This window comes from Streptomyces sp. NPDC001093 (genome assembly GCF_040298985.1).
Taxonomy (GTDB): domain Bacteria; phylum Actinomycetota; class Actinomycetes; order Streptomycetales; family Streptomycetaceae; genus Streptomyces.
Window position 1 is genome coordinate 4,097 of sequence record NZ_JBEPBF010000134.1, and the last position, 23,472, is coordinate 27,568.

Sequence of the window (23,472 nt, forward strand, 5' to 3'; positions counted from 1 at the left end):
CGCACAGGGTGGGGTTGCGGGGGGCTTTGGACGGGTACTCCGAACGGCTCGGGGTGGGGCCGGCGCGCGGTCGCGCGGCCCCCTCGCCGTACCGCGCAGGAGTGCAGTGGCCCCGGACCCGGACCCGGCCACGTCCACGGCCACCGGTTCCGCCCGGGCGTGCCGGTGACGGGCTCCCCGTCCTCCGCCCACGCGGGCCCTTCGCAGCCGGTGTCCCCGTGGGACGGCACCCGCCTACGGGCGCTGGACGACCCCGACGCGGCTCAGCGTGCCGCCAGTTCGCGGCGGCCGGCCACCGCGAGGAGCACCGTCAGCAGGGCGAGCGCGGCGGTCTGGGCGAGACCGCCGCCGGTGTACACGCCGGCCCCGGGCACCCGGAGCCACGGGTGGACGGCCGCGACGCGCGCGGCCAGCAGGAGCGCACCGAGCGCGGCGAGGGCGAGGGCGCCGCCGGGAGCGAGGCTCGCCCCACGGCGGGCGCTCCACAGCAGGCGGGCCAGGGCGCCGACGAGGAAGCAGTTGGCGGGCCCCCACACCAGATCGTCGGCGGTGGGCACGAGGACCAGGGACGCGCCCGTCACCACGCACGCCGCCATGAAGACCAGACCGGGGGTGCCGGCGGGCAGCCGGGCCGGGGGTGCGTCACGGTGATGGGCGGCGCACAGCGCGACGGCGGGCAGCCAGGCGAGCAGGGCCAGCGTCACGACGAACGCCGGCTCCGTGACGACCGTCTCCCCCGTCAGCGAGCGGACCAGCGGCCACAGGCTGGGCACCGCGGCCACCAGGGCGCCGATCCGGGCGAGGGGACGGCGGTCGTGCAGGAGGGCGAAGTAGGCGACGGTCCAGCCGAGCGGCAGGATCCACTGGGCGACGGCGACCGTCCCGGCGAGGAGCCCGTGGTCGGTGAAGTCCGCGAGGAACAGCCGCCGTTCGGCGCCGCCGCGAGTGAAGAACCAGGTCAGCCGCAGCACAGGCTCGACGACCGCGGAGGCCGCCAGGAGCAGCACGGCGGCCAGCGCGAAGAGCCGTGTGCCCGAGCCGAGCAGGACATAGCGCCGGGGTGCCCCGGCGGCGCCGAGGCGGCTGCGCACCGCCAGGGCGGCGATGCTCGTCACCTCGCCGAGCGTGGGCCGGCTCTGGTCCTGGGTGTCGCGGTCGAGGTCCTCCAGGTACGTCTCGACCATCTCCTCCTCCCGTTCCCGCCGGTAGTAGGCGGGGAGCAGGCGCAGGACGGTGCGGTAGCGGGTCTCCAGCAACGTGGTCATGCGAAGCCTCCCGCGAGTCCGGGTGCGGTGGGGGGTTCGAGCCCGGCCGGGCCGGCGGCGGGGCGGGCGGGGGCGCCGGCCCGGCGGCCCTCGGCGATGCGCCGCTTGGCCGCTCCGGCACCGGCGGCCATCCGCTCGGCCTCCGCGTCCAGGGCGGCCACTCCGTCGTCGGTGAGCCGGTAGTAGCGCCGCAGCCGGCCCTGCTGGACCTCTTCGCGGTCCAGCACGATCAGGCCGTCCGCGGTGAGCCGGTCCAGCACGCCGTACAGCGTGCCGACCCGCAGCTGCACCTCTCCCTCGGACAGATCCGCCACCTCCCGCAGGATGCCGTAGCCGTGCCGGGGCCGGTCGGCGAGCGCAGTGAGGACGAAGAACGCCGCCCGGGTCATGCTCTTCGCTGTCATGCCGCCATGATATATCGGCTGCCGATATATATCGAGCAGGGCCGCCGACTCGGTGCGAGCACCGCGTCCGCTCGCTCGAAGAACGGGGTCCGCCCCTGAGCGGATGGGCGGGCGGGCCCCGTTCGCCGGACCATTGTGGGGACCGCAGGGGGGCGCGACCACGTGTGAACGACGGCCGCCCGAGGCGTGCCCCAAGCGCCCCGGGTGTACGGCGCGCGTCCCGTGCGCGGGGGCGTGCAGCCCCCGCCACCACGCCGCCACCGGGCCCCTGACGCCGTGGTGCCCCGCCGAGCGGTGATACTGGGAGGCGCACCCGCCCCCATCAGCAGATTGGCTCATGTCGAACTCCAGCGCCGACCGCGCCACCGTCCCGCAGACCCTCTGGGCGGCCCGTGGCCGTCACACCGGTCCCGCCCCCGAGGAGGTCGTCCGGCGCACTCTGCGCCGGCACAAGGAGAGCGGCGACATCGACGACTTCGCCGAACCCCCCGTGCCCGAGGACGCGGCCCGGCGCGTGTTCGAGGCGCGCTGGCGGGTCGCCGGCACGGTGACGGTGCGGGCCCGGCTCACCCTCGTGACGCAGGAGGACCGGCGGCCGGGGCAGGAGTGGCGGCTCGTCGCGGAGGCTGAGCGCCCGTGGGACGAGGCATGGCCCTCCCCGGCGACGCTCTTCTGGCCCGAGGGCGCGGCGGGCGAGGACGGCTCCTGGGACCACCACGCCACCGTGACCGGGCTGCGCCTCCGGCAGGTCAACGCGCTGCCCGCGGACGACAAGGAGATGCGGCGCAGGCTGCGCGAAGCGGCGCGCGAGGCGTGGTGCCTCAATGTCGTCGTGCACGAGGCGATGACCCCGGGCGAGCAGGGCAGGCTGCCGCTGACGCGGCTGCTGCCGCCGGGCCTCCGGCACCGGGTGGTGGAGCACCGGGCCGCGCCGCACCAGTTCCGTGCCGTGAACTGGGCGCTCAAGACCCTCGGCGTCGAGGTGCCGCGCGGCGGCGCGGTGCTGCTGCCCCCGGATCCGGCTCCGGGAGGCTACGACAGCCGTGAGCACACCGTGCGCAGCGTCTTCCTGGACGGTTCCGAGCCCGCCGAACTCTTCGCGGCCCTGCGGCACTTCGCCGCCCTGCCCCGGCCGCTGCCGCGGGAGGTCGAGGAGGCGCTGACCGACCTGCGGGAGCACTGGACCCTGTTGACGCTCCAGGAGGAGCTGGAGCGTGAACGGCAGCTGGTCGCCCGGTACGCGGAGGCGCTGGAGGCGATGACCAAGTCCCGTGACCTGTACAAGGAGGCCGCCGAGCAGGCTCTGGAGGCGCTCGCCGCCTACCGTGACGTCCCGGCGCCCAGCCTTCCGCCACAGCGGCCCGCGTCCCGGACGCCGGGTGCGCTGCAGCAGCTGACCCGGACCTTCGACCGGCTGAGGATCACCGCCAAGGGCCAGCGCCAGTCGGCCCCCGCCGCGCAGGAGCCGGCGGCGGGCCCGGCGGACGGCGCACCGGACGCATCGCCGGCGGCCGGGCCCGCGGCGGAGAACGGCGGCGCGGAGGCCGCCGACGGCACGGACCGGTCGTCGTAGCCGTCCCGTCGGACCCCGGAGGGAGGCCGGATGGACTCCACCGCCCTGGTGGTGACCGGCTCCGTCGTCGCGGCGGTGCTGCTCGGCGTCGCCCTCGGTGTGCTGGTACGGCTGGTGCGCGCCCGGCGCGCGCTGCGGCGGGCCGGACTCCCGACGGGACCGCGCTGGGTGTTCTGGGGCACGGTCGGCTATCTGCTGCTGCCCACCGACCTGCTGCCCGACCCCGTCTACCTGGACGACATCGCCGTCCTGCTGCTCGCGCTGCGCGGCCTGCGCGCCGCCCGGCCGCTGCCGCCCGGCCCGGACGGGTCCTGAACGGCCGGTGCATGCCTGATCATGGAGTGATGCGGGCGTTCACGGTGGCCGCGTGGGCGTTCCGGTGGGCCAACTCGCCCGCGCGGCGGCTGCGTTCGCCGGACGTGCGGGGCCGTACGGTCGTGCAGAGGACCCCCGCCGGGGCGCCGGCCGTGGCGGACGCCGGGCTGCTGCCGTGCGCGGGCTTCGTGGTGGCCGGTGCGACCGCCGAGGTGCTGCGCCGCGCCCGGCCCGGGACGGTGACCTTCGTCGTCACCGGGGTCGGCGGCCGGGCCGAGGAGGACCTCGCCTGCGCCGAGTACACCGCGGACCGCGTCCGGGCCGCCGGACGCCGACCAGGGCGGCCGCCCGGGTGGACGGTCATCTGAAGCTGCGTCCGCTGGACACCGGGAGCCCGGAGCCGGGCCCCGCGGGCCGTCCGGGACCGGCACGACCGGTCGGCCGGGCGGGCCGGCGTCCTCGTGCTGTCGGGCGATGCCCGCGGCCGGGGTGACGTCGTCCCACCGGGGCTCGGCGGCGGCCCGGATCGCTCCGCAGGCGCTGTCTCTGCCCCGGGGCGGCCCGGTCAGCGGGGCCCGTACACGGCCCCGGCATGACGCACCGGAACACCGCCCTCCCCGCCTCGCCCGGCACACTCCCTGTTTCCCCGCCCCTCCCAGGTGCGTCGCACGGTCCTTCTGGCGCATTCTTGCTGTGTCATCCACCCGAAGGCGCACGGGACGAGGTAGGGGCGATGACTGGGAGCGGTGGCGAGCAGCCGGTCCGTACGCGGACCCGGCTTGCCGCGCTGCTGGCCGAGACCTCGACCGGCGCGCTCGGTGCGTCCGGCGGCCGGGTGGCGGCCGTGTATCTGCGTTCCGGCACCCCGGGCCTGCTGCGCCTCGCGGCGCTCGCGGGACTGCCCGGCCCGCTGTTCCGGCCCTGGTGGCGACTCCACGTCGACGGACCCTTCCCCGTCGCCGACGCCTACCGCCTCGGCGTACCCGTGATGCTGGCGAACGCCGCCGAGACGGTGCGCCGGTATCCGCAGTTCGCGGCGAGCCTGCCCTTCCCGTTCGGGTCGGTGCACGTGCCGGTGCCGGGCGGCAGCGAGCCGCTGGGCGTGCTCATGGTGCTGCGCCAGGCGACGGCGGACACCGCGGACGAGCTGCTGGACCGGGACCTGCTCGACAGGCTCGCCGAAGGCCTGGGCGCCGAGCTGCTCGGCCTCGCCGACGGCGACCCTCGCGCGGTGGTCTGGGACGGTGAGCCGCTGTGCGTACGGCCGCCCGCGAGCCGTCCCGCGCGGCCCGTCGTGGCGCGGTTCCGCTGGGATCCCGTGACCCGCGCGGTGTACGCGGACGACCGGCTGCACTCCCTTCTCGGCCTGCCCCTCAAGGACTTCGAGTGGACGGACACGGCGCTCGCGGACACGCTGGCCCCGGACGACACGCACCTGGTCCTGGCCGCGCTGCGCGCCACCGCGGCCGGGAAACCGCCCGCCGCACCCCTGTGGCTGCGGGCGCGGGACGGCACGCAGCGGCTGCTGGACCTGTGGCCCGTGGCGGAGAGCGGGGCCGCGGAGCATATCGTCGGCGTGGTGGTCGCTCCGGGGCCCGCCGCCTCCGCGGACGGCGCGGCCGACCTGCTGCCGCAGGGCGTGTTCTGCCTGGACCGGCTGGGGATGGTCGTGTACGTCAACGAGGCCGCGGCCCGGCTCGTCGGCCAGGGCCGGGAGTGGCTGCTCGGGCGCCCCCTGTGGGAGGCGATGCCGTGGCTGGCCGGTGCGCCGTACGACGACCATCTGCGCGGTGCGCTGCTGTCCCCGGGGCCCGTGCACTTCCATGTGCGCCGCCCGGCCGGGAGACGGGGCGAGCCCGGTGCGGGCGAGTGGCTCGCCGTGTCGGTGCACTGCGGCGAGGACCTGCTGAGCTGCACGCTCGTCCCGGCCAGCCGCATGGACCCACCGGTCGGGCCTGCCGTCGAGGCGCAGGTCCCGGAGGACCCGGTGACGATCGGCGGCTCGATGGCGCCGTTGTACCGGCCGATCACCCTGGCCATCGCGCTGACCGACGCCGTGACCGCCCGGCAGGTGTCGGCGGTGGTCGTGCGGGAGCTGCTGCCCGCGTTCGGCGGCGGGTGCCTCGCCATCTACCTGCTCCAGGAACGGCACTTCTTTCTCGCCTGGGAGAGCGGCTTCCCGCAGGGGTTCCTGGATCCGTTCGAGGGGATCGGCCTCGACGCGCGGCTGCCGGGCGTGGAGTGCCTGACCACGGGCCGGCCGCTGTTCTTCGAGTCGATGCAGCAGCTGGCGGCCGCCTACCCGGGCATCCCGCTGGACGCGCCGGAGGGCGCCCGGGCCTTCCTGCCGCTGATCGCCTCCGGCCGGCCGGTCGGCTCGTGCATCCTCGGTTTCGACTGCACCCGCAGCTTCAGCACCGAGGAGCGCACGGTCCTCACCGCGCTCGCCGGGCTGATCGCGCACGCCATGGAACGGGCACAGCGCTACGACAGCGAGGCGGCCCTCGCCCGCGGGCTGCAGCAGGCCCTGCTGCCCCGCCGGCTGTCGACGCATCCACGGGTGGAGACGGCGGGCAGGTATCTGCCGGGCACGCAGGGCATGGACGTGGGCGGTGACTGGTACGACGTGGTCGAGGCGGGAGACGGACTCGCGCTGGTGATCGGTGATGTGCAGGGGCACGGGGTGCAGGCGGCGGCCACCATGGGGCAGCTGCGCAGTGCGGTGCGCGCGTTCGCGCTGGGCGACCGTCCGCCGGACGAGGTGCTGAGCGGCACCAACCGCCTGCTGATCGACCTCGACCCCGGTCAGTTCGCCAGCTGCTGCTATCTGCGGCTGGACCCCGCCACCGGCCGTGCCCGGATCGCCCGGGCGGGACATCCGCCGCCGCTGCTGCGCTCGCCCGAGGGCCGGACCCGGCTGCTGGACGTCCCCGGCGGTGTCGTCCTCGGGGTGGATCCGCGGGCCCGGTACCCGGTGGCCGAGCTGCTGCTGGAGCCGGACGCGATCTTCGCCCTGTACACGGACGGGCTGGTGGAGCGGCCGGGCGCGGACATCGACGACGGCATCGAGGCGCTGCGGCTGGCGCTCGCCAGGGCCGGAGCCGCCGCCGGGCGCCGGGGCGGACGGTCGCTGGCCGGGGTCGCCGACCGGCTCACGGCCACCGCCCGGCACGCCACGGACCGCCCCGACGACGTGGCGCTGCTGCTCGCCGCCCGCCGTTCGACCCCCGTACGCCACCGGTGAGCGAATCGCACCACTCCGATCGGCTGCGGTCGCCTCGGGTGACAGTCTCGCCGGACGGGGCCGGGCAGTGTAGACATGGGCACATGGTGCGACTGTCCGGCCGGAACGCGACTCGGCCGCCCCGTCCTTCCGAGTCCCCGCACGCCTCGGAGAGCGCGCGGCCGCAGGGCCCGGGCGGGAACGGCGGCGCGCCCGGGGCGCTGCGGTCGGCGGTGACCGGGCGCAGCGTCGCCGGACAGGTGTTCGTGCTCCAAGTGGTGATCGTGCTGCTGCTGATCGTCGCGGCGGTGGTGGCGCAGGTGCTCCAGGTGCGGCGCGACACCGACCTGGAGGCACAGAACCGCTCCCTCTCCGTCGCCCAGTCGTTCGCGAACGCGCCGGGCACGGCGGCCGCGCTGCGCTCCGCGCACCCGACGGCCCTCCTCCAGCCGAAGGCCGAGGCCACGCGCAAGGCGACCGGCGTGGACTTCGTCGTCGTGATGAACACCGACGGCATCCGCTACACGCATCCCAAACCCGACCGCATCGGCAAGAAGTTCGTCGGCACCATCGCCCCGGCGGTGGCCGGCGGCACGGTCGTCGAGCACGTCAACGGCACCATAGGACCACTGGTGCAGGTGGTGGTGCCGGTGAAGGACGCCTCCGGCAAGGTGGTGGGTCTGGTGTCGGCCGGGATCACCACCGCGCACGTGGGCGGGGCCGCCAACCAGCAGCTGCCCCTGCTGCTCGCGGCGGCAGCGGCGGCGCTCGCGCTGGCCACCGCGGGAACGGCCCTGGTCAGCAGACGGCTGCGGCGCCAGACCCACGGCCTGGGCCCGTACGAGATGACCAGGATGTACGAGCACCACGACGCGGTGCTGCACGCGGTCCGGGAGGGCGTGCTGATCGTCGGCGCCGGCGGCCGGCTGCTGCTCGCCAACGACGAGGCGCACCGGCTGCTGGACCTGCCCGAGGACGCCGAGCGGCTCAGCGTGCTGGAGCTGGGCCTCGACGACGAGACGGCGGCGCTGCTGGCTTCGGGCCGGGTGGCCACGGACGAGGTGCACCTGGTCAAGGACCGGCTGCTGGCCATCAACCAGCGCCCCACCGACGTCCGCGGCGGCCCGGCCGGCAGTGTCACCACGCTGCGCGACTCCACCGAGCTGCGCGCCCTGTCCGGCCGGGCGGAGGTGGCGCGCGAGCGGCTGAACATGCTGTACGACGCCGGGGTGGGCATCGGCACCAGCCTGGACGTGAGCCGTACCGCCGGGGAACTGGCCGAGCTGGCGGTGCCCCGGTTCGCGGACTTCGCGACCGTGGACCTGTTCGACGCGGTCCTGCACGGCGAGGAGCCGAAGCCGGGCACGGCGCTGCGGCGCGCCGCCTGCGCCGGCATCCGCAAGGACTCCCCGCTGTATCCGGTCGACGAACGGATCCGGTTCGTGGCCACCTCGCCGCAGGCGCGCAGCCTCACCACCGGGCAGTCGGTCCTGGAGCCCGTCCTGCGCGAGGCGCCCGGCTGGCGGGCGCAGAACCCCGAGCGCACCGGCCAGGTCCTGGCGTTCGGCATCCACTCGCTGATCACCGTGCCGCTCAGGGCGGGCAGCCTGGTGCTGGGCGTGGCGAACTTCTGGCGTTCGGAGAAGCCGCAGCCGTTCGACTCCGAGGAGCTGGCGCTCGCCGAGGAGTTGGTCGCGCGGGCCGCGGTGTCCATCGACAACGCCCGCCGGTACACGCGCGAGCACAGCATGGCGGTCACGCTCCAGCGCAGTCTGCTGCCGCGTTCGCTGCCGGAGCAGGGCGCGCTGGAGATCGCCTACCGCTATCTGCCGGCGCAGTCCGGGGTGGGCGGCGACTGGTTCGACGTGCTGCCGCTGTCCGGTGCCCGGGTGGCGCTGGTGGTGGGGGACGTGGTGGGGCACGGGCTGCACGCGGCGGCCACCATGGGCCGGCTGCGCACGGCGGTGCACAACTTCTCCGCGCTGGATCTGCCGCCCGACGAACTCCTCAGTCTGCTGGACGAGTTGGTGGGCCGGATCGACCAGGACGAGACCGCCGCGGACGGCTCCGCGTCGATCGCCGGGGCGACCTGTCTGTACGCGGTGTACGACCCGGTGTCGCGGCGCTGCAGCGTGGCCCGGGCCGGTCATCCGCCGCCCGCCCTGGTGGACCCCGACGGCCGGGTGGAGTTCCCGGAGGTGCCGGCCGGGCCGCCACTGGGTCTGGGCGGGCTGCCGTTCGAGGCGGCCGAACTGGACCTGACGGAGGGCAGCCGGCTGGTGCTGTACACCGACGGTCTGGTGGAGGACCGGGAACGGGACATCGACACGGGTCTCGCCCTGCTGAGCGGCGCCCTGCACAGCACGCCGGGCGGCTCGCCGGAGGAGACCTGCCGCGCGGTGCTGGACCGGCTGCCGGCCCGGCCGGACGACGACGTGGCGCTGATCGTGGCCCGGACCCGGGTGCTGGGCCCCGACCGGGTCGCCGAGTGGCAGGTGCCGTCCGACCCGGCGGCGGTCTCCGAGGTGCGGTCCGCGGTGACCCGGAAGCTCACCGACTGGGACCTGGCAGAGCTGGACTTCACGACGGAGCTGATCCTGAGCGAGCTGGTCACCAACGCCATCCGCTACGGACGCGGCCCGATCGGGGTACGGCTGCTGCGCGACCGCACACTGATCTGCGAGGTGTCCGACCGCAGCACGACCTCGCCGCATCTGCGGTACGCGGCGACCACCGACGAGGGCGGCCGGGGCCTGTTCCTCGTCGCGCAGCTCGCCGAGCGCTGGGGCACCCGGTACGCCCCCGACGGCAAGATCATCTGGGCGGAGCAGCCCCTGCCGTAGAGCTGTGCGGGCGCAGAAATCGCCGCCCGAAGTCCCCCGAGCTCCTCAAGGCCTGGGAGTGCCTGGATTCCGGGGACGCGCCCGGCCCTCACCGCCGACCCCGAACGCCCCAAGGCCCTCTACGACTTCGGGCATGCCTGAACGCGGCGTGTCCTACCTGGCGGTCCCCGCGCTCCGCGAGGCGCTGCGGCGCAGCGACGGATCACCGCTCGCGCTGCGGGAGCTGGAGCGGGCGGCCGACGCCGAGCGGGTGTCCTCGCTGGACCTGACCGATCTGCGCGGCTGGCAGTACGTGATCGTCGGCACGGTCCTCGGCACCGTGTCGCCGTACGGCTTCGACGCGGACATGCACGGCCGCTATGCGTGGCTGCAGGAAACCCCCGGCGGCTGTCTGCGCGGGCTGCTGCGACTGCGCACCCTGCTGGAAGCTACCGAGGTGCTGGACCTGCCCGCCGAGCCGTTCACGGCCCCGGCCGGACGGACACGGTCGTCGTCGCCTACGACCTCGACGGCCTGGCGGCGCACGACGGCGGCCCGGAGATCGTCGGACAGCTCTTCGAACGCGCCCCGGACAGGTGCTGCACGCGCACGCGAGCTGCTGGGCCCGGCGGACGACCGCCCGGAGGCGGAGATCGCCGCCGAGGTGACCGCCGCGGGCCCGGCCGCCGATCCGGGGGACGGCGCGGGCCCGGCGGACGACGACGCTCGGTTCGCCGCGTTCGCCGGTGCCGTCCAGGGCACCTGGCTGCGCGGCGACCGGGCGTTCGTACGCTCCGCCGGGCCCGTCCCGAGTTCCCGGTTCGCCTGAGCGGAGGAGTCGATCAGGCGCTCAGCCGATCGCGCAGCAGCTGCTTGCCCATCTCGGCGCCCTTGCGGCTGTCGGACTGAGCCTTGTGGAACAGGTCCATGAGCTCGCGGTCGTTGTCGCGTTCGGCGTCCTGGATGTACGTCTCCAGGCGCAGGGCGTTGTCCAGGCACGCTTCGACGTACCAGATGAGGTCGTAGTTCTTGTCGCGGGTACCGGTGATGCCACCTGTCTCACTGGAGCTGGTCATACGGGGTCTCCTCCTTCTGTCGACCCTGCGTCGTTACCCTTTCGGAGACTTCCGGGTACCCGTACGACCTGCGGACACACCGACCCGATGGTCAGCCGAGGGCGCGGTCGAGGTTGAACGCGGCGCTGATCAGGGACAGGTGGGTGAACGCCTGCGGGAAGTTGCCCTGCTGCTCCCCGGTACGGCCGATCTCCTCCGCGTACAGGCCGAGGTGGTTGGCGTAGGTGAGCATCTTCTCGAAGGCCAGCCGGGCCTCGTCGAGCCGGCCGGCCCGCACCAGCGCCTCGACGTACCAGAAGGAGCAGATGGAGAAGGTGCCCTCGTCGCCACGCAGTCCGTCGGGGCTGGCCTGCGGGTCGTAGCGGTAGACCAGGGAGTCGGAGACCAGGTCCTCGGTGAGGGCGTCCAGGGTGGACAGCCACTTGGGATCGGTGGGCGCGACGAACTTGGCGAGCGGCATCATCAGCAGCGAGGCGTCCAGCACGTCGCCGCCCTCGTACTGCACGAAGGCGTGCCGCCGCTCCGACCAGCCGCGGTCCATGATCCGCCGGTAGATCGCGTCGCGGGCCTGCCGCCAGCGGGGCAGCTCGGCGGGCAGGCCGCGGTGGTTGGCGAGGCGGATGGCCCGCTCGATGGCCACCCAGCACATCAGCCGCGAGTACGTGAAGTTCTTGCGGCCGCCGCGGGTCTCCCACACGCCCTCGTCGGGCTGGTCCCAGCGCGCGCACACCCAGTCGACCAGCTTGCACACGTCGTCCCACTGGCAGCTGGAGATCGGCTGGGCCCATTTGTCGTAGAGGTAGATGGAGTCGATCAGGGCCCCGTATATGTCCAGCTGGAGCTGGTCGGCGGCGGCGTTGCCGACGCGGACCGGGGCGGAGCCCAGATGGCCCTCCAGGTGCGGCAGCTCGCGTTCGGGCAGGTCGGGGCGGCCGTCGATGCCGTACATGATCTGCAGCGGCGGTGCGGAGCTGTCCGTGTCGCAGGGACTGACGTGCGTGGTCAGGAAGCGCATGAACGCCTCCGCCTCGCCGGTGAAGCCGAGCCGCAGCAGCGCGTACACGGCGAAGGCGGCGTCCCGCACCCACACATACCGGTAGTCCCAGTTCCGCTCGCCGCCGAGTTGCTCGGGCAGGCTGGTGGTGGGGGCGGCGACGATGGCACCGGTGGGCGCGTAGGTGAGCAGCTTCAGGGTCAGCGCGGAGCGGTGCACCATCTCGCGCCAGCGGCCCCGGTAGCGGGACTGGTGCAGCCAGCTCCGCCAGTAGGCCACGGTGGCGTTGAACTGGTGCTCGGCCTCGGCGTGGGCGCAGCCACGGGGGGCCACCGCGTCGCCCAGCTGGTCGAGGGCGAACACCGCCGACTCGCCTTCGCCGAGCTTGAAGTCGCCGCGCGCGTCCCGGTCGTCGTACTCCAGGTCGACCGTGGAGATCAGCGCCAGGGACCGCTCGGCGGACTCGAAGACGATGGTGCCGCCCATCGTGCGCAGGGTGTGCGGGGCCGCGCCGTAGTCGAACCGCGGGGCGACCAGCACGCGGAAGGGTACGGTGCCGCGGACGCAGACCACGCGCCGGATCAGCCGGTGCCGGCCCGCCTCACCCGTGCCGGCCGCGCCGTCGGAGGTGACCGGCATGAAGTCCTGCACCTCGCCGACGCCGTCCTCGGTGAAGAACCGGGTGATCAGTACGTTGGTGTCGGGGAAATAGAACTGCTTGGCACGCGCGGGTACGGCGGCGGCCAGTTCGAAGCTGCCGCCGCGCTCGGCGTCGAGGATGGCCGCGAAGACGCTCGGGGAGTCGAAGGACGGACAGCAGTACCAGTCGATCGTGCCGTTCGTGCCGACCAGGGCCACACTGCGCAGGTCGCCGATGAGTCCGTGCTCGGCGATCGGCAGATAGCGGGGGCGGGAGCGGACGTCCTCGGGAAACGGGGTCTCGGCCATCTGCGGCCTCCCGGTGAGCGGTGCGAGATGTTTTCCAGCTTAAGTGCGAGTGCTCTCGGGTGGCGTGGGAAGGCGCTGCGGGGAATGGTGAGAGTGTGCCCCGTTCGGCGGCACCGGCACGGATGCGGTCATCCGGACCGAGGAGGAGGCATCATGTCGACGATCACACCCGACGAGTCCCGGTCGTCCGACGACCACTGCACCCCGGACGCCCTGCTCCACTCCGCACCCTCCAGGGATGTCACCCCGGAGGACCTGGTGATGGCGGCGGGCAGGGACGTCACACCGAAGAACCTCGAGTGGGCACGCCGCAAGATGGAGAAGGAGGGCCCCACAGCCATCGAGAGGCTGATGCCGTAGGGCGGTCCGGGGAAACAGAGGGCTTATTGTCAACGGGGGCCGGCCTCGAGGGGCGCGGGGCCGTATGCGATCTGGGGCCGCTCCGCGGGCGCGGGCCACCACGCGCGGCCCGCGCCCGCAGGACGCAGGAAACCCCTACGGCGCAGAGGCGTCGGCAACACACACAACCCGCGCCCAGCGCACGGCGTTGTTGGCAAGGCCGCCTCGGTTCCAGCGCTGCTCAAGGGGCTGGGTGAAACCGTCGGCGTCGGTCGCACGCGCACCCACCGCATGCTCTCCGGGCGTGGCGGACCAGGCGTGATGCCAGGCCCGCCAGGCCCACCGGTGCCGGTCCACGACCGGGTCGAGAACGGCCGGCTCCCAGCTCGCGCCGCGGTCCGTGCTGACCTCCACCGAGGACACGGGCGCCCGCCCGGACCAGGCCCGGCCGAACAGCCTCACCGGCCCCGGCCGCACCACCCGTGTCCGGGACATGAAGTCGGGAAAGCCCGGAGGGACCAGCAGGGCGCGCGGCGCGATCCGCGTGACCGGCTCGCCCGGTTCGTCGGCGGTACGCCGGATCCGGTACGCGACCGACTGCTGGAAGCCGGTGAACGCTACGTCGCTCACCGTGACCGAACGCAGCCACTTCACCTGGGCCATGCCGTACCAGCCGGGCACGATCAGCCGCAGCGGCCGGCCGTGCTGCGGCGGCAGCGGCGCGCCGTTCATGGCGGTGGCGACCAGCACCTCGGGGTCGTCGCCGGTGGCCACGGCCAGGGGCAGGGCGCGCTCGTAGTCCTGCTCGACACCGCGCTCCACGCCGTGGTCGGCGCCGGTGAAGACGACGTCGGAGGCCGCCGGGTCCGCGCCCGCCTCGGCGAGCAGCGCCCTGAGCGGCACTCCGGTCCAGTCGGCGGTGCCGACCGCCTCCACCAGCCAGGGCTGGCTGACCGGCCGGGGTGTGAGCAGGGCCCGGCCGTTGCCCGCGCACTCCAGGGTCACCCGGGTGGTGACCTGCGGGAACGACAGCAGGTCGGCGAGGGACAGGTCGAGCGGGGTGCGCACCCGGCCGTCGACGGTCAGCCGCCAGGCACCGGCGTCCGGCACGTACGGGATGTCGTAGTGCGTGAGGACGTAGTGCAGTCCGGGCGGGGTGATGTCGTGCCGCAGTGCCTCCAGGGGCAGGCCGTGGTTGCGGGTGGCGAGCGCGAGTTCGTCGGCGCCGATGCCCTCGCCGGGACCGGCCAGCCGGGCGGGGGCGCTCACGTCGCCGGGTCGCTGGCCCATGGCGTCATTGTCCTCCCGGGGCACCGGCGCGGCGACAAGAGCGGACACCGGCGGCAACTTCCGCGCGTCTCCGGAGATTTCGGCGGCGGCGATCTCTTCCGGAGCGGGCCGGGGGGCTGACAGACTCCCGAGGGTGCCCGACTTCGACTTCGACATGCTCGTCATCGGATCCGGACCCGGGGGTCAGAAGGCCGCCATCGCCGCGGCCAAGCTGGGCCGCCGGGTCGCCGTCGTCGACCGCCCCGACATGCTCGGCGGGGTCTCCCTGCACACCGGGACCATCCCTTCCAAGACCCTGCGCGAGGCGGTGCTGTACCTGACCGGTCTCACCCAGCGCGACATGTACGGGCAGAGCTACCGGCTGAAGGACGACATCACCGTCGCCGATCTGACCGCGCGCACCCGGCACGTGGTCGGCCGCGAGGTGGACGTCGTCCGCAGCCAGCTCACCCGCAACCAGGTGACCGTGTACGCCGGCACGGCCCGCTTCGCCGACCCGCACACCGTCGCGCTGTCCGAGGTCTCCGGCCGGGAACGGCGACTGAGTGCCGGGCACATCGTCATCGCCACCGGCACCCGGCCGGCCCGCCCGGACACGGTCGAGTTCGACGGGCGGACCATCATGGACTCCGACAACGTGCTCTCGCTGGAGCGGGTGCCGCGGTCCATGGTGATCGTGGGTGCCGGCGTGATCGGGATGGAGTACGCCTCCATGTTCGCCGCGCTGGGCAGCAAGGTGACGGTGGTGGAGAAGCGTCCCGGGATGCTGGACCTGTGTGACGTGGAGATCGTGGAGTCGCTCAAGTACCACCTGCGGGACCTGGCCGTCACCTTCCGGTTCGGTGAGACGGTCGCCGCCGTCGAACGCCATCCGCGGGGCACGCTGACCGTGCTGGAGAGCGGCAAGAAGATCCCCGCGGACACGGTGATGTACTCGGCGGGCCGGCAGGGCCTCACCGACGAACTCGACCTGGGCAAGGCCGGGTTGGCGGCGGACGCGCGGGGCCGGATCGAGGTGGACGAGAACTACCGCACCGAGGTGCCGCACATCTACGCCGTCGGTGACGTCATCGGCTTCCCCGCGCTCGCCGCGACCTCGATGGAGCAGGGCCGGGCGGCCGCGTACCACGCGTTCGGGGAGCCGGTGGGGCGGATGCACCGTCTGCAGCCGATCGGGATCTACACCATCCCGGAGATCAGCTTCGTCGGCCGGACCGAGGACCAGCTGACCGAGGACCGGGTGCCGTTCGAGGTGGGCGTGGCCCGGTACCGGGAGCTGGCCCGCGGGCAGATCATCGGGGACTCGCACGGCATGCTGAAGCTGCTGGTCTCCCCCGTCGACCGCACGCTGCTCGGGGTGCACTGCTTCGGCTCCGGGGCGACGGAGCTGATCCACATCGGGCAGTCGGTGATGGGGTGCGGGGGGACCGTGGACTACCTGGTCGACGCGGTGTTCAACTATCCGACGCTGGCCGAGTCGTACAAGGTCGCGGCGCTGGACGCGACGAATCGGCTCCGTCAGGTGGACCGGTTGGGGTAGCGCCGTTCCGGGTGGCTCTTCGACGCCGGGTGCGGGTCGTCCTCGGCTGGTCACGCCCGCGCGGCGGAGCCGCATATCGATACAGCCCCGCGCCCCTGGGTTGGTCCAGCTCCGTCCGCCCAGAGGCTCAGGTTCCCTTCTCCACCACGTGAACGGCCGCTTCCTCGGCGCCGGCCGCACCCCCGTCCACGCCCACGTCCCGCGCGACCTCCTCCTTGGTGGTGTTCGTGTGCGCGCCCTCGTCCGGGGCGACCAGGCGGCCCGCGCGGGACTCGCCCGCCTCGGGGTCGACCGGTTCGCCCTCGCCCCCGGGGAGGTCGCCGATCTCGTCGCCTGCCGCCGGCTGAACGTCCGGGACCTCCTGAGCGAGGCGTTCGTCCAGGGTCTCCCCGGTGTGCTGCTCGGCGGCGGTGGTGCCCTGCTTGGTCACGGCGAGGGGGCGTTCGGGCGGGGAGTAGCCCTCATCGAGGACGTCGTCGTAGGTGCGCTCGTCGATCGCGTCCTGGAGGTCCAGGGGGCCGGCGTCCGCCTGTTCCTCGTTGGTTCCGGTGGGCTGGTAGGCGTCGTCCGCCATCGGGGTCTGCTCGGACTGCTGGTCGCTCATGGTCGCCTCCTTCTGGGCTCGCGGGCGGTCCCGTCCGCGTTTCCCGGAAGCGGGCGGCCAACCCCCTCAGGACCCCGACTGCTCGGTCGTGGCCAGGCCCTGCGTCCACTTCTCCTCGATACGGCCCGCCTTCCACACCAGCAGGGCGATCGCCCAGGTGGCGAAGAAGAGGCCGACGATGACGAAGCCGACGGTGTTGAGGTCGAGGCCGGAGATCCAGTCCCAGAAGGCGCCGTGGAGGTCGAGTTTGTCGGCGAGGAGGCCGAGGAGTTCGACGGTGCCGATGATGAGGGCGACGGCGACGGACAGGCCGGTGATGGTGAGGTTGTAGTAGACCTTGCGGACCGGCTTGGAGAACGCCCACTCGTAGGCGAAGTTCATGAACGAGCCGTCGATGGTGTCCAGCAGGGACATGCCGGCCGCGAAGAGGACGGGCAGGCACAGGATGGCGTACCAGGGCAGGCCGGAGGCGGCGCCGGAACCGGCGAGGACCAGCAGGGCGATCTCCGTCGCGGTGTCGAAGCCGAGGCCGAACAGCAGGCCCAGGGGGTACATCTGCCACGGCTTGCTGATCGAGCCGGTGACCCGGCTCAGCAGGCGGTTCATGAAGCCGCGGTTGTTCAGCTGCGTCTCCAGGGCGGCCTCGTCGTAGGCGCCGGAGCGCATCTGCCGGAAGACCTTCCAGATCCCGGCCAGGATGACCAGGTTGATGCCGGCGATGAGGTACAGGAAGGTGCCGGAGACCGTCGTACCGATCAGGCCCGTCACCTCGTGCAGGCGCGAGTTGTCGTCGCGGACCGGCCCGGCCAGGGTCTTCATGCCGAGGGAGAGCAGCAGGGAGAGCCCGAAGACGATGCTGGAGTGGCCGAGGGAGAACCAGAAGCCCACCGACAGCGGGCGCTGCCCCTCGCCCATGAGCTTGCGGGTGGTGTTGTCGATGGCCGCGATGTGGTCGGCGTCGAAGGCGTGCCGCATGCCGAGGGTGTAGGCGGTGACGCCGATGCCGATACCGAAGGATTCCTTGCCGACGCTGAAGTGCTGCGGTGCGACGATACCGACCAGGATGCCCCAGCCGATGATGTGCAGGGCTAGCACGAAGGCGGCCATCGAACCGACCCTGATCCACTCCTGCCGCGTCATGGAGCCGCGGACACGCTGCCAGGCCGAACGCTTGGCGTCGGCCTGGGCGGGAAGGGACGGAGCGGAACCAGGGGCGGCCGTCATCGGGAGGGTCATCCTTCGGTGGTGCGGGTACGGCTGCACAGCACAGCCATGCGCTATACAACCGCACTTGCAACCGATGTGCAATAAGGCCGCCGGTGTCAGACGGAGAACATGCCCCGGCCCAGCCAGTCCCGGGTGTCGCGGACGCCGGGCAGGGCGAAGAAGTACCCGCCGCCGGTCGGGGAGATGTAGTCCACCAGGGGCTCGTCGATCAGCCGGGTCTGCACGGCCTCGAACTGACGCCTGACGTCCTGGTTGTAGCAGCAGAAGACCAGACCCATGTCGAGGTTGCCGACGTTGTCCACGCCGCGGTCGTAGTTGTAGCCGCGGCGCAGGATGCGGGAGCTGTCGGTCGAGGCCTTGCGCGGGTTGGCGAGGCGGATGTGGGCGTCGAGCGGGATCGCGGTGCCGTGCGGGTCCTTGGTGTAGTTCGGGATGTCGGTCTCCTTGGCGCCGTCGAGCGGGGCACCGGTGTCCTTGCGGCGGCCGAACATCTTCTCCTGCTCGGTGAGCGAGACCCGGTCCCAGAACTCGACCAGCATCCGGATGATCCGGATGACCTGGTAGCTGCCGCCCTTGGTCCAGGCGGGCTCACCCTGGCCGTCCCCGACCCAGATCAGCTTGTCCGTCTCGCGCGCGGAGGTGACGTCCGGGTTGGCGATGCCGTCCTTGAAGCCGAGCAGGTTGCGCTGGGCGCCGGCGGGACGCGGGGCGTTCTGGAAGCCGTCGATGCGCCACTTGATCTGCATGGCGCCGCGGGTGTGCCGGGCGATGTCGCGCAGCGCGTGCAGCACGGTGTCCGTGCTCTGGGCGCAGATCTGCAGGGACAGGTCGCCGTGGCACTCGGCCGCGTTCAGGTTGTCGTTGGGGAAGGTCCGCATCGGGGTGAGCCGGGCGGGCCTGGCCTTGGCGAGGCCGTAGCGGTCGTCGAAGAGGGAGGCGCCGACGCCGACGGTGACGGTCAGGCCGTCGGAGGGGACCTCGGGGCCGAGGATGCCGTTGTCGGAGGGCGGGGCGCCGACGCCCAGGTCGGTGGGGGTGCCGCCGGAGGTGAGGAAGCGGGCCCGCTCGGTGATGGTCTTCAGCAGGTCGGTCAGGCCCTTGCGGTCGTCCGCGATGACGTCCAGGGAGACGAAGGTGGCGGCGGCCGGTGCCGGGGTGACGATGCCGGCCTGGTGGGCGCCGTGGAAGGGGACCTTTGCGGTGCCGTCGGGGTTCGCCGACCCGGCCTGCGCGGTGCCGCCGCTCTCGCCGAGGGCGAAGCCTCCGCCGGCCAGGACCGCTCCGGCGGCGCCGGCGCCCAGCGCGGTCCGCACGAAGGAGCGGCGGGCGGGGCCGACCGGGCAGGCCGACGGTTCGGCAGTGGACATCGCAGGATTCCCTTCGGGGTGCGGGTGCGCGGACATCATCGGGCAGATTTCGGTCATCAGGCGGACTTCCGGATCTCGAGCAGGTCCGGGATCGGGGCGAGGTCTTCCAGCAGCTGGCCCGTGGCGCCGTTCAGCCGCTGCCGGTCGGTCTGGGCGAGCTGGCCGACGGGGGTCCAGTGGGTGCCGTCATGGGCGGCGTCCAGGAGTTTCTGCACGCGGGCGATGTCGGCGTCGACCGTCGGGAGCAGCTTCGGGGCGCGGCGGGTGAGCAGCGGCTCGAGGACGGTGAGCAGCTCGCGGGTGCCGGCGAGGTTGGCGTCGGCGGTGGCGAGGCCCGTGCCGCTGCCCTCGTCGGTGTCGCCGGTCAGCTCGAACTGGAGGGTGTTCTCCAGGATCTCGTGGGCGCGCAGCGGCAGGTCGCCCGGGTCGAAGTCCTGGCTCGGGAAGGCCTTGCGCAGGCCCGCGACGTCGGTGGCGAGCTGCCGGGCAGGGGCGGTCAGGTCGCTCGCGGACTGGCCGTGCCACAGGCCGTACTCCAGGCGCAGGAAGCCGGTGAAGTCCTTGTCCTTCTCGCCGTCCGGAAGTCCGTCGGCGCGGCCGTCGATCTTCTTGTCGTAGTCCTCGAAGGTGCCGTAGGCGGCGCCGAGGGAGGCGTAGGTGCGGTGGGCGGTGAGCCAGTCGGTGCGGGCCTTGTCCAGGTGGCCGTGCTCGATGTCGTCGTCCAGGGTGTGGGTCTGGGTGACGAGGGTGTCCAGCCCCTGCTCGACGTACGTCTTGTACGCCTTCAGGGGTGCGGCGAGGTCCTGTTCGGAGACGGGGACGACCGGCTTGGCCGCGCCGCCGCCGCGCACGGTGACCGGCTTGGAGGTGACGGCCCTGCCGCCGGTGGGGACGCAGCGCCAGGCGTAGGTGCCGCCGGCGACGGTGGCGACGAGGTCGCGGGTGGTGCCGGGGGCGAGGCCCTCGATCTCGCCGTAGACCGCGCTGGTCGACGGGTCGATGAGGTAGACCTCGGAGGTCTTGCCGCCGGTGTTCTGCATCTGGAAGGTCTGCCGGCCGGGCTTGGGCGCGGTGAAGCCCTTGCCGCACTCGGTCTCGGAGACGGCGACGGTCTGGTCACCGGCGGGCTTGGGCCGGGAGAGGGCGACGACGAGTCCTGCGATCACGGCGGGCACGGCGACCACCGCCGCGGGCACCACCCAGACCGGCCGGCGTCGCTCGGGCCGGCTGGCCTTCGGCTCGGGCCGTTCCTTCGCCTGCCGGGGAGCCGTGGTCCGCACGCCCCGCACGAACAGGGTCATCACGACGGCCAGGTAGGCGACGTAGGCCACCACCTGGAGCCAGGTCATGGTCGGGGTGAGGTTGAGGACGCCCTGGATCAGGGTGCTGTACCAGGAACCGGCGTCGACGCTGCTCGCCAGGTCGACCGCATAGGCCGCCTTCCCGGGCAGCACACCGCCCTCCTGGAGATCGCGCAGGCCGTAGCCGAGGACACCGGCGGCGATGACGATCAGGACGGCGCCGGTGGCGGTGAAGAACTTCGTCAGGTTGATCTTCAGCACGCGCCGGTACAGGCCCCAGCACAGGCCCGCCGCCAGGACGAGGCCGATGGCGGCGCCGGTCAGCGGTCCGGCCGACTCGCCGGCTGCCTGCGCGGTGGTCCACAGGAAGAGAGCCGTCTCCAGGCCCTCACGGCCGACCGCGAGGAAGGAGGTGAGGATCAGCACGCCGGAGCCCATGGCAAGGGCGCCGGTCACCCTCTCCTTCAGCTCGCCGGAGAGGCCCCGGGCCGAACGGCGCATCCAGAAGACCATGGCGGTGACGAAGGCGACGGCGATCACGCTGAGGGTGCCGCCGAAGGCCTCCTGGGCGGTTTGCGGCATGGACGCGGCCGTGAAGGTGAGCACCGCGCCGAAGCTCATCGCCACGGCGACGGCGGCCAGGACGCCGGTCCACACCTGGGGCAGCCGCGAGCGCGCCTCGGCCCGCACCAGGGTGGCGACCAGGATGGAGACGATGAGTCCGGCTTCGAGTCCTTCCCTGAGTCCGATCAGGAAACTCGGAAACGCGTCGTCCCACATGCCCTGCTGCCCTCCCTGTTAGTTAGTGAAGGCATACCTTACCTTCGCGGACCATCATGGCCATGCCCATGTAGTCGAATGGTCACGAAGCGGCAATGGACAGGTAAAGTCCGGGAACGTTCGCCGCTCTCCGTTCGTCTTCGGTCCGGTGGGCCGTCTACAAATGTGTAGTCGGAACTTGTCGCAGTCGAAGACGAGTCGAAGCCCAAGTCGAAGTCGAAGGAAAGGGCGTACGGCGATGGCCACTCCCCCACACCTGGCGTCGCAGCTCGCGGTCAACGTGCTCGACGCCCATTCGCTGCTCGCCACCTTCGGCGTGCTCGGCGTCGGCGTGGTGCTCTTCGCGGAGACGGGACTGCTGATCGGGTTCTTCCTGCCCGGAGACTCCCTGCTGTTCACGGCGGGGCTGCTGTGCACGGGCAAGTCCGACAGCGGGGTGCACCTCTCGCTCGGGCCGCTGCTCGTCATGGCGGCCGTGGGCGCGCTGGCCGGTTCGCAGTGCGGGTTCCTGATCGGCCGGAAGGCGGGCGGCGCGCTGCTGGCCCGCAGCCGCTCGGGCAAGCTGCGCGAGGGCGCACAGCGCGCCGAGGAACTCCTCGAGCGGTACGGACACGCGAAGGCGATCGTGCTGGCCCGCTTCATCCCCGTGGTGCGCACCGTGCTGAACCCGCTGGCGGGCGCCCTCGAGGTCCCGGCCAGGACCTTCACCCTCTGGCAGGTCGCGGGCGGCCTCGTGTGGAGCCTCGGTCTCACGCTCGGCGGATACGCGCTGGGCTCCTCGATCCCGAACGTCGACAAGTACCTGCTGCCGCTGATCGCGCTGATCGTCGCCGTGTCCCTCCTCCCGCTCGCGGCCGAGGTGCTGCGCTCCCGCAAAGCGGCCAAGGAAGCCCGCTGATGCTGTCCTGCCTGCCGGGCTCGTCACTGGACCGGGCGCCCGTGTGGCCGGCGTACGGCCGCGCGGTGTGCGCGCCGCACATGGGGGTGAGCCGGTGGCGGGCCCGCCGGGACGGGGCGAGCGCGGCCATGACCGTGCCGGTGGCGTTGTCCGCCGTGAGCAGCGCCGTCAAGCCCCTGGCCGCAGGGGACCGTCCGTGCCGGGGCCTGGCCCTCCGCACTCCGGCGGCGCGTCCCGCGCGGGACGACGGGGCATCCGCGAGCCCTCACCCCGCCGCTGCCCTCGCTGCGGTGTGCGCCCTCGCCATGGCGGCCTCCCGGGCGCGGGCCGGGGCGGACGATCCGCACGGCGTCGTCGCGAGGACGGTGTCCGGCGGCCGGCTGCGCCCGCTGCCGGTGGCGGGAACCGCATGAAGCCCAGGAACGTCGCGGAGCCGGCGGGGACGGTGGCGCTGGGCGCCTGGATCGCGTTCGCTGCGCTGGCCGCCGTGCTGGTGAGCGACCAGGGCGGTCCGTTCGACCTGGACCAGGGCCTGCTGTCCTGGTCCGTCGGGCACCGCCCGCCCGTCGCGGTGGCGGTGGCCCGCGGCCTGACCGCCACGGGCACGGGTGTCGTGCCGTACGTCCTGGTGGTCCTGGCCGGGCTGATCGCGGGACGCTCCGCGCGGCAGCGACTCGAGGCCGTGCTGCTCTGCGCGGTCTGCCTGGGCACGGGCCAGGCGGTGCGGTACGGCGTGATGGAGCTGGTCGCCAGGGCCCGGCCGCCGCAGTACGACTGGCAGACCCAGGCCTCCGGCTGGTCCTTCCCCTCCGGTCACACCACCACGGCCGCACTGACGGCGGGCCTGCTCATGGCGGCCCTGTGCCTGCGTGGCCCGCGCGGCAGGATGGTGCTGTGTCTGCTGGTCGCGTGCTGGGGGGCGGGGGTCGGGCTGACCCGTGTCTTCCTCGGCGTGCACTGGTTCACCGACGTGGTCGGTGGCTGGCTGCTGGCCGTCGGCTGGCTCGGTGTCTTCATCTGCGCGGTGGCCCGGTGGCTGCCCGGGCGATACGTTCCCCGTGCCCCGCAGCCGGGCACACCCCACCCGAACAACGCGGCCGACGGGCCGGTGGAGAGAGATGCGCCCCAGGATCCTCATCGTCGAAGACGATCACGCCCTGCGTGACGTGCTGCGGCGTGGTCTGCAGGACGAGGAGTTCGACACGGTGTGCGCCGGCGACGGTGCCACCGCCCTGCGGCTGGCGACACCGGACGTGTCCGCCGTCGTGCTGGACGTCGGCCTGCCCGACGCCGACGGCCGTGACGTCTGCCAGGCGATGCGGGCCAACGGCTTCCTCGCCCCGGTCCTCTTCCTGACCGCACGGCAGGGACTCACGGACCGCCTGTCCGGCTTCTCGGCCGGCGGGGACGACTACCTGCCCAAGCCGTTCCACCTGGCCGAGCTGGCCGCCCGGCTGCGCGCCGCCCTGCGCCGGACCGCGCCCCCGGCCGCGGCCGCCGCCGCGG

General features: G+C 73.3%; 20 protein-coding genes and 1 pseudogene. 12 read left to right on the plus strand and 9 right to left on the minus strand.

Annotation, left to right across the window (positions count from 1 at the left end):
* Positions 1 to 263: 263 nt before the first annotated feature.
* Positions 264 to 1,265 carry a hypothetical protein gene (locus ABT288_RS40950; RefSeq protein WP_351619395.1) on the minus strand — a complete coding sequence of 334 codons (1,002 nt, stop codon included), beginning with the start codon at positions 1,263 to 1,265 and terminating at the stop codon, positions 264 to 266.
* A complete protein-coding gene (locus ABT288_RS40955; RefSeq protein WP_351619441.1) occupies positions 1,262 to 1,654 on the minus strand; it encodes a PadR family transcriptional regulator in 393 nt (130 codons plus the stop codon). The genes ABT288_RS40950 and ABT288_RS40955 overlap by 4 nt, the downstream gene beginning before the upstream one ends.
* 352 nt (positions 1,655 to 2,006) lie before the next feature.
* Here ABT288_RS40955 and ABT288_RS40960 point away from each other — a divergent pair, with 352 nt between their 5' ends.
* From ABT288_RS40960 to ABT288_RS40985, 6 genes and pseudogenes are all read left to right on the plus strand, one after another.
* Positions 2,007 to 3,242 carry a hypothetical protein gene (locus tag ABT288_RS40960; RefSeq protein WP_351619398.1) on the plus strand — a complete coding sequence of 412 codons (1,236 nt, stop codon included), beginning with the start codon at positions 2,007 to 2,009 and terminating at the stop codon, positions 3,240 to 3,242.
* Positions 3,243 to 3,272: 30 nt separating this feature from the next.
* Positions 3,273 to 3,557: a DUF1232 domain-containing protein gene (locus ABT288_RS40965; protein WP_351619399.1), complete on the plus strand. Its 285-nt coding sequence runs from the start codon at positions 3,273 to 3,275 to the stop codon at positions 3,555 to 3,557.
* An 11-nt stretch (positions 3,558 to 3,568) separates the two neighbouring features.
* Positions 3,569 to 3,877: pseudogene (locus ABT288_RS40970) on the plus strand (2-phosphosulfolactate phosphatase); the annotation flags it as partial.
* A gap of 413 nt (positions 3,878 to 4,290) precedes the next feature.
* Positions 4,291 to 6,801: a SpoIIE family protein phosphatase gene (locus ABT288_RS40975; protein ID WP_351619402.1), complete on the plus strand. Its 2,511-nt coding sequence runs from the start codon at positions 4,291 to 4,293 to the stop codon at positions 6,799 to 6,801.
* A gap of 83 nt (positions 6,802 to 6,884) precedes the next feature.
* Positions 6,885 to 9,623, plus strand: coding sequence for a SpoIIE family protein phosphatase (locus ABT288_RS40980; RefSeq protein WP_351619405.1), 2,739 nt, complete (start codon positions 6,885 to 6,887; stop codon positions 9,621 to 9,623).
* A gap of 133 nt (positions 9,624 to 9,756) precedes the next feature.
* Positions 9,757 to 10,431, plus strand: a complete 675-nt coding sequence (locus tag ABT288_RS40985; protein ID WP_351619407.1) for a hypothetical protein — start codon at positions 9,757 to 9,759, stop codon at positions 10,429 to 10,431.
* 13 nt (positions 10,432 to 10,444) lie between these two features.
* Here the strand turns inward: ABT288_RS40985 and ABT288_RS40990 are convergent, their stop codons facing one another.
* Together ABT288_RS40990 and ABT288_RS40995 are read right to left on the minus strand one after the other, a co-directional pair.
* Positions 10,445 to 10,678, minus strand: a complete 234-nt coding sequence (locus ABT288_RS40990) for a hypothetical protein (RefSeq protein WP_228618240.1) — start codon at positions 10,676 to 10,678, stop codon at positions 10,445 to 10,447.
* Positions 10,679 to 10,769: 91 nt separating this feature from the next.
* Entirely contained in the window at positions 10,770 to 12,620 is a 1,851-nt protein-coding gene (locus tag ABT288_RS40995; protein WP_351619410.1) for a glycoside hydrolase family 15 protein, read from the minus strand.
* Between the two features lie 153 nt (positions 12,621 to 12,773).
* On the opposite strand from ABT288_RS40995, the gene ABT288_RS41000 reads away from it, so the two are divergent.
* Positions 12,774 to 12,980 carry a hypothetical protein gene (locus ABT288_RS41000; RefSeq protein ID WP_228618244.1) on the plus strand — a complete coding sequence of 69 codons (207 nt, stop codon included), beginning with the start codon at positions 12,774 to 12,776 and terminating at the stop codon, positions 12,978 to 12,980.
* Positions 12,981 to 13,115: 135 nt separating this feature from the next.
* Here ABT288_RS41000 and ABT288_RS41005 read toward each other — a convergent pair whose 3' ends face one another.
* Positions 13,116 to 14,249, minus strand: a complete 1,134-nt coding sequence (locus tag ABT288_RS41005) for a molybdopterin-dependent oxidoreductase (protein ID WP_351619413.1) — start codon at positions 14,247 to 14,249, stop codon at positions 13,116 to 13,118.
* A 154-nt stretch (positions 14,250 to 14,403) separates the two neighbouring features.
* On the opposite strand from ABT288_RS41005, the gene sthA reads away from it, so the two are divergent.
* Positions 14,404 to 15,789, plus strand: a complete 1,386-nt coding sequence (gene sthA / locus ABT288_RS41010) for a Si-specific NAD(P)(+) transhydrogenase (RefSeq protein WP_450857322.1) — start codon at positions 14,404 to 14,406, stop codon at positions 15,787 to 15,789.
* 127 nt (positions 15,790 to 15,916) lie between these two features.
* Here sthA and ABT288_RS41015 read toward each other — a convergent pair whose 3' ends face one another.
* The 4 genes from ABT288_RS41015 to efeU all read right to left on the minus strand — a co-directional run bounded on the left by ABT288_RS41015 (position 15,917) and on the right by efeU (position 21,068).
* Positions 15,917 to 16,393, minus strand: coding sequence for a DUF5709 domain-containing protein (locus tag ABT288_RS41015; RefSeq protein WP_351619419.1), 477 nt, complete (start codon positions 16,391 to 16,393; stop codon positions 15,917 to 15,919).
* A gap of 66 nt (positions 16,394 to 16,459) precedes the next feature.
* A complete protein-coding gene (nicT, locus tag ABT288_RS41020) occupies positions 16,460 to 17,617 on the minus strand; it encodes a Nickel transporter NicT (RefSeq protein WP_351619422.1) in 1,158 nt (385 codons plus the stop codon).
* 98 nt (positions 17,618 to 17,715) lie between these two features.
* Entirely contained in the window at positions 17,716 to 18,987 is a 1,272-nt protein-coding gene (efeB, locus tag ABT288_RS41025) for an iron uptake transporter deferrochelatase/peroxidase subunit (RefSeq protein WP_351619425.1), read from the minus strand.
* Between the two features lie 56 nt (positions 18,988 to 19,043).
* The gene (gene efeU / locus ABT288_RS41030) at positions 19,044 to 21,068 is read right to left on the minus strand and encodes an iron uptake transporter permease EfeU (RefSeq protein WP_351619427.1); all 2,025 of its coding nucleotides are present in this window, start codon (positions 21,066 to 21,068) and stop codon (positions 19,044 to 19,046) included.
* Positions 21,069 to 21,306: 238 nt separating this feature from the next.
* Between efeU and ABT288_RS41035 the strand changes: the two genes are divergently transcribed.
* The 4 genes from ABT288_RS41035 to ABT288_RS41050 form a co-directional block, all read left to right on the plus strand.
* Positions 21,307 to 21,966, plus strand: coding sequence for a DedA family protein (locus ABT288_RS41035; RefSeq protein WP_351619430.1), 660 nt, complete (start codon positions 21,307 to 21,309; stop codon positions 21,964 to 21,966).
* On the plus strand, positions 21,966 to 22,379 hold the full coding sequence (locus tag ABT288_RS41040; RefSeq protein ID WP_351619432.1) for a hypothetical protein: 414 nt from the start codon (positions 21,966 to 21,968) through the stop codon (positions 22,377 to 22,379). Before ABT288_RS41035 ends, ABT288_RS41040 begins: the two co-directional genes overlap by 1 nt.
* The gene (locus tag ABT288_RS41045) at positions 22,376 to 23,131 is read left to right on the plus strand and encodes a phosphatase PAP2 family protein (protein ID WP_351619435.1); all 756 of its coding nucleotides are present in this window, start codon (positions 22,376 to 22,378) and stop codon (positions 23,129 to 23,131) included. The genes ABT288_RS41040 and ABT288_RS41045 overlap by 4 nt, the downstream gene beginning before the upstream one ends.
* The coding region (locus tag ABT288_RS41050) for a response regulator transcription factor (protein WP_351619438.1) at positions 23,085 to 23,472 on the plus strand (388 nt) is incomplete at its 3' end. The genes ABT288_RS41045 and ABT288_RS41050, both read left to right, overlap by 47 nt.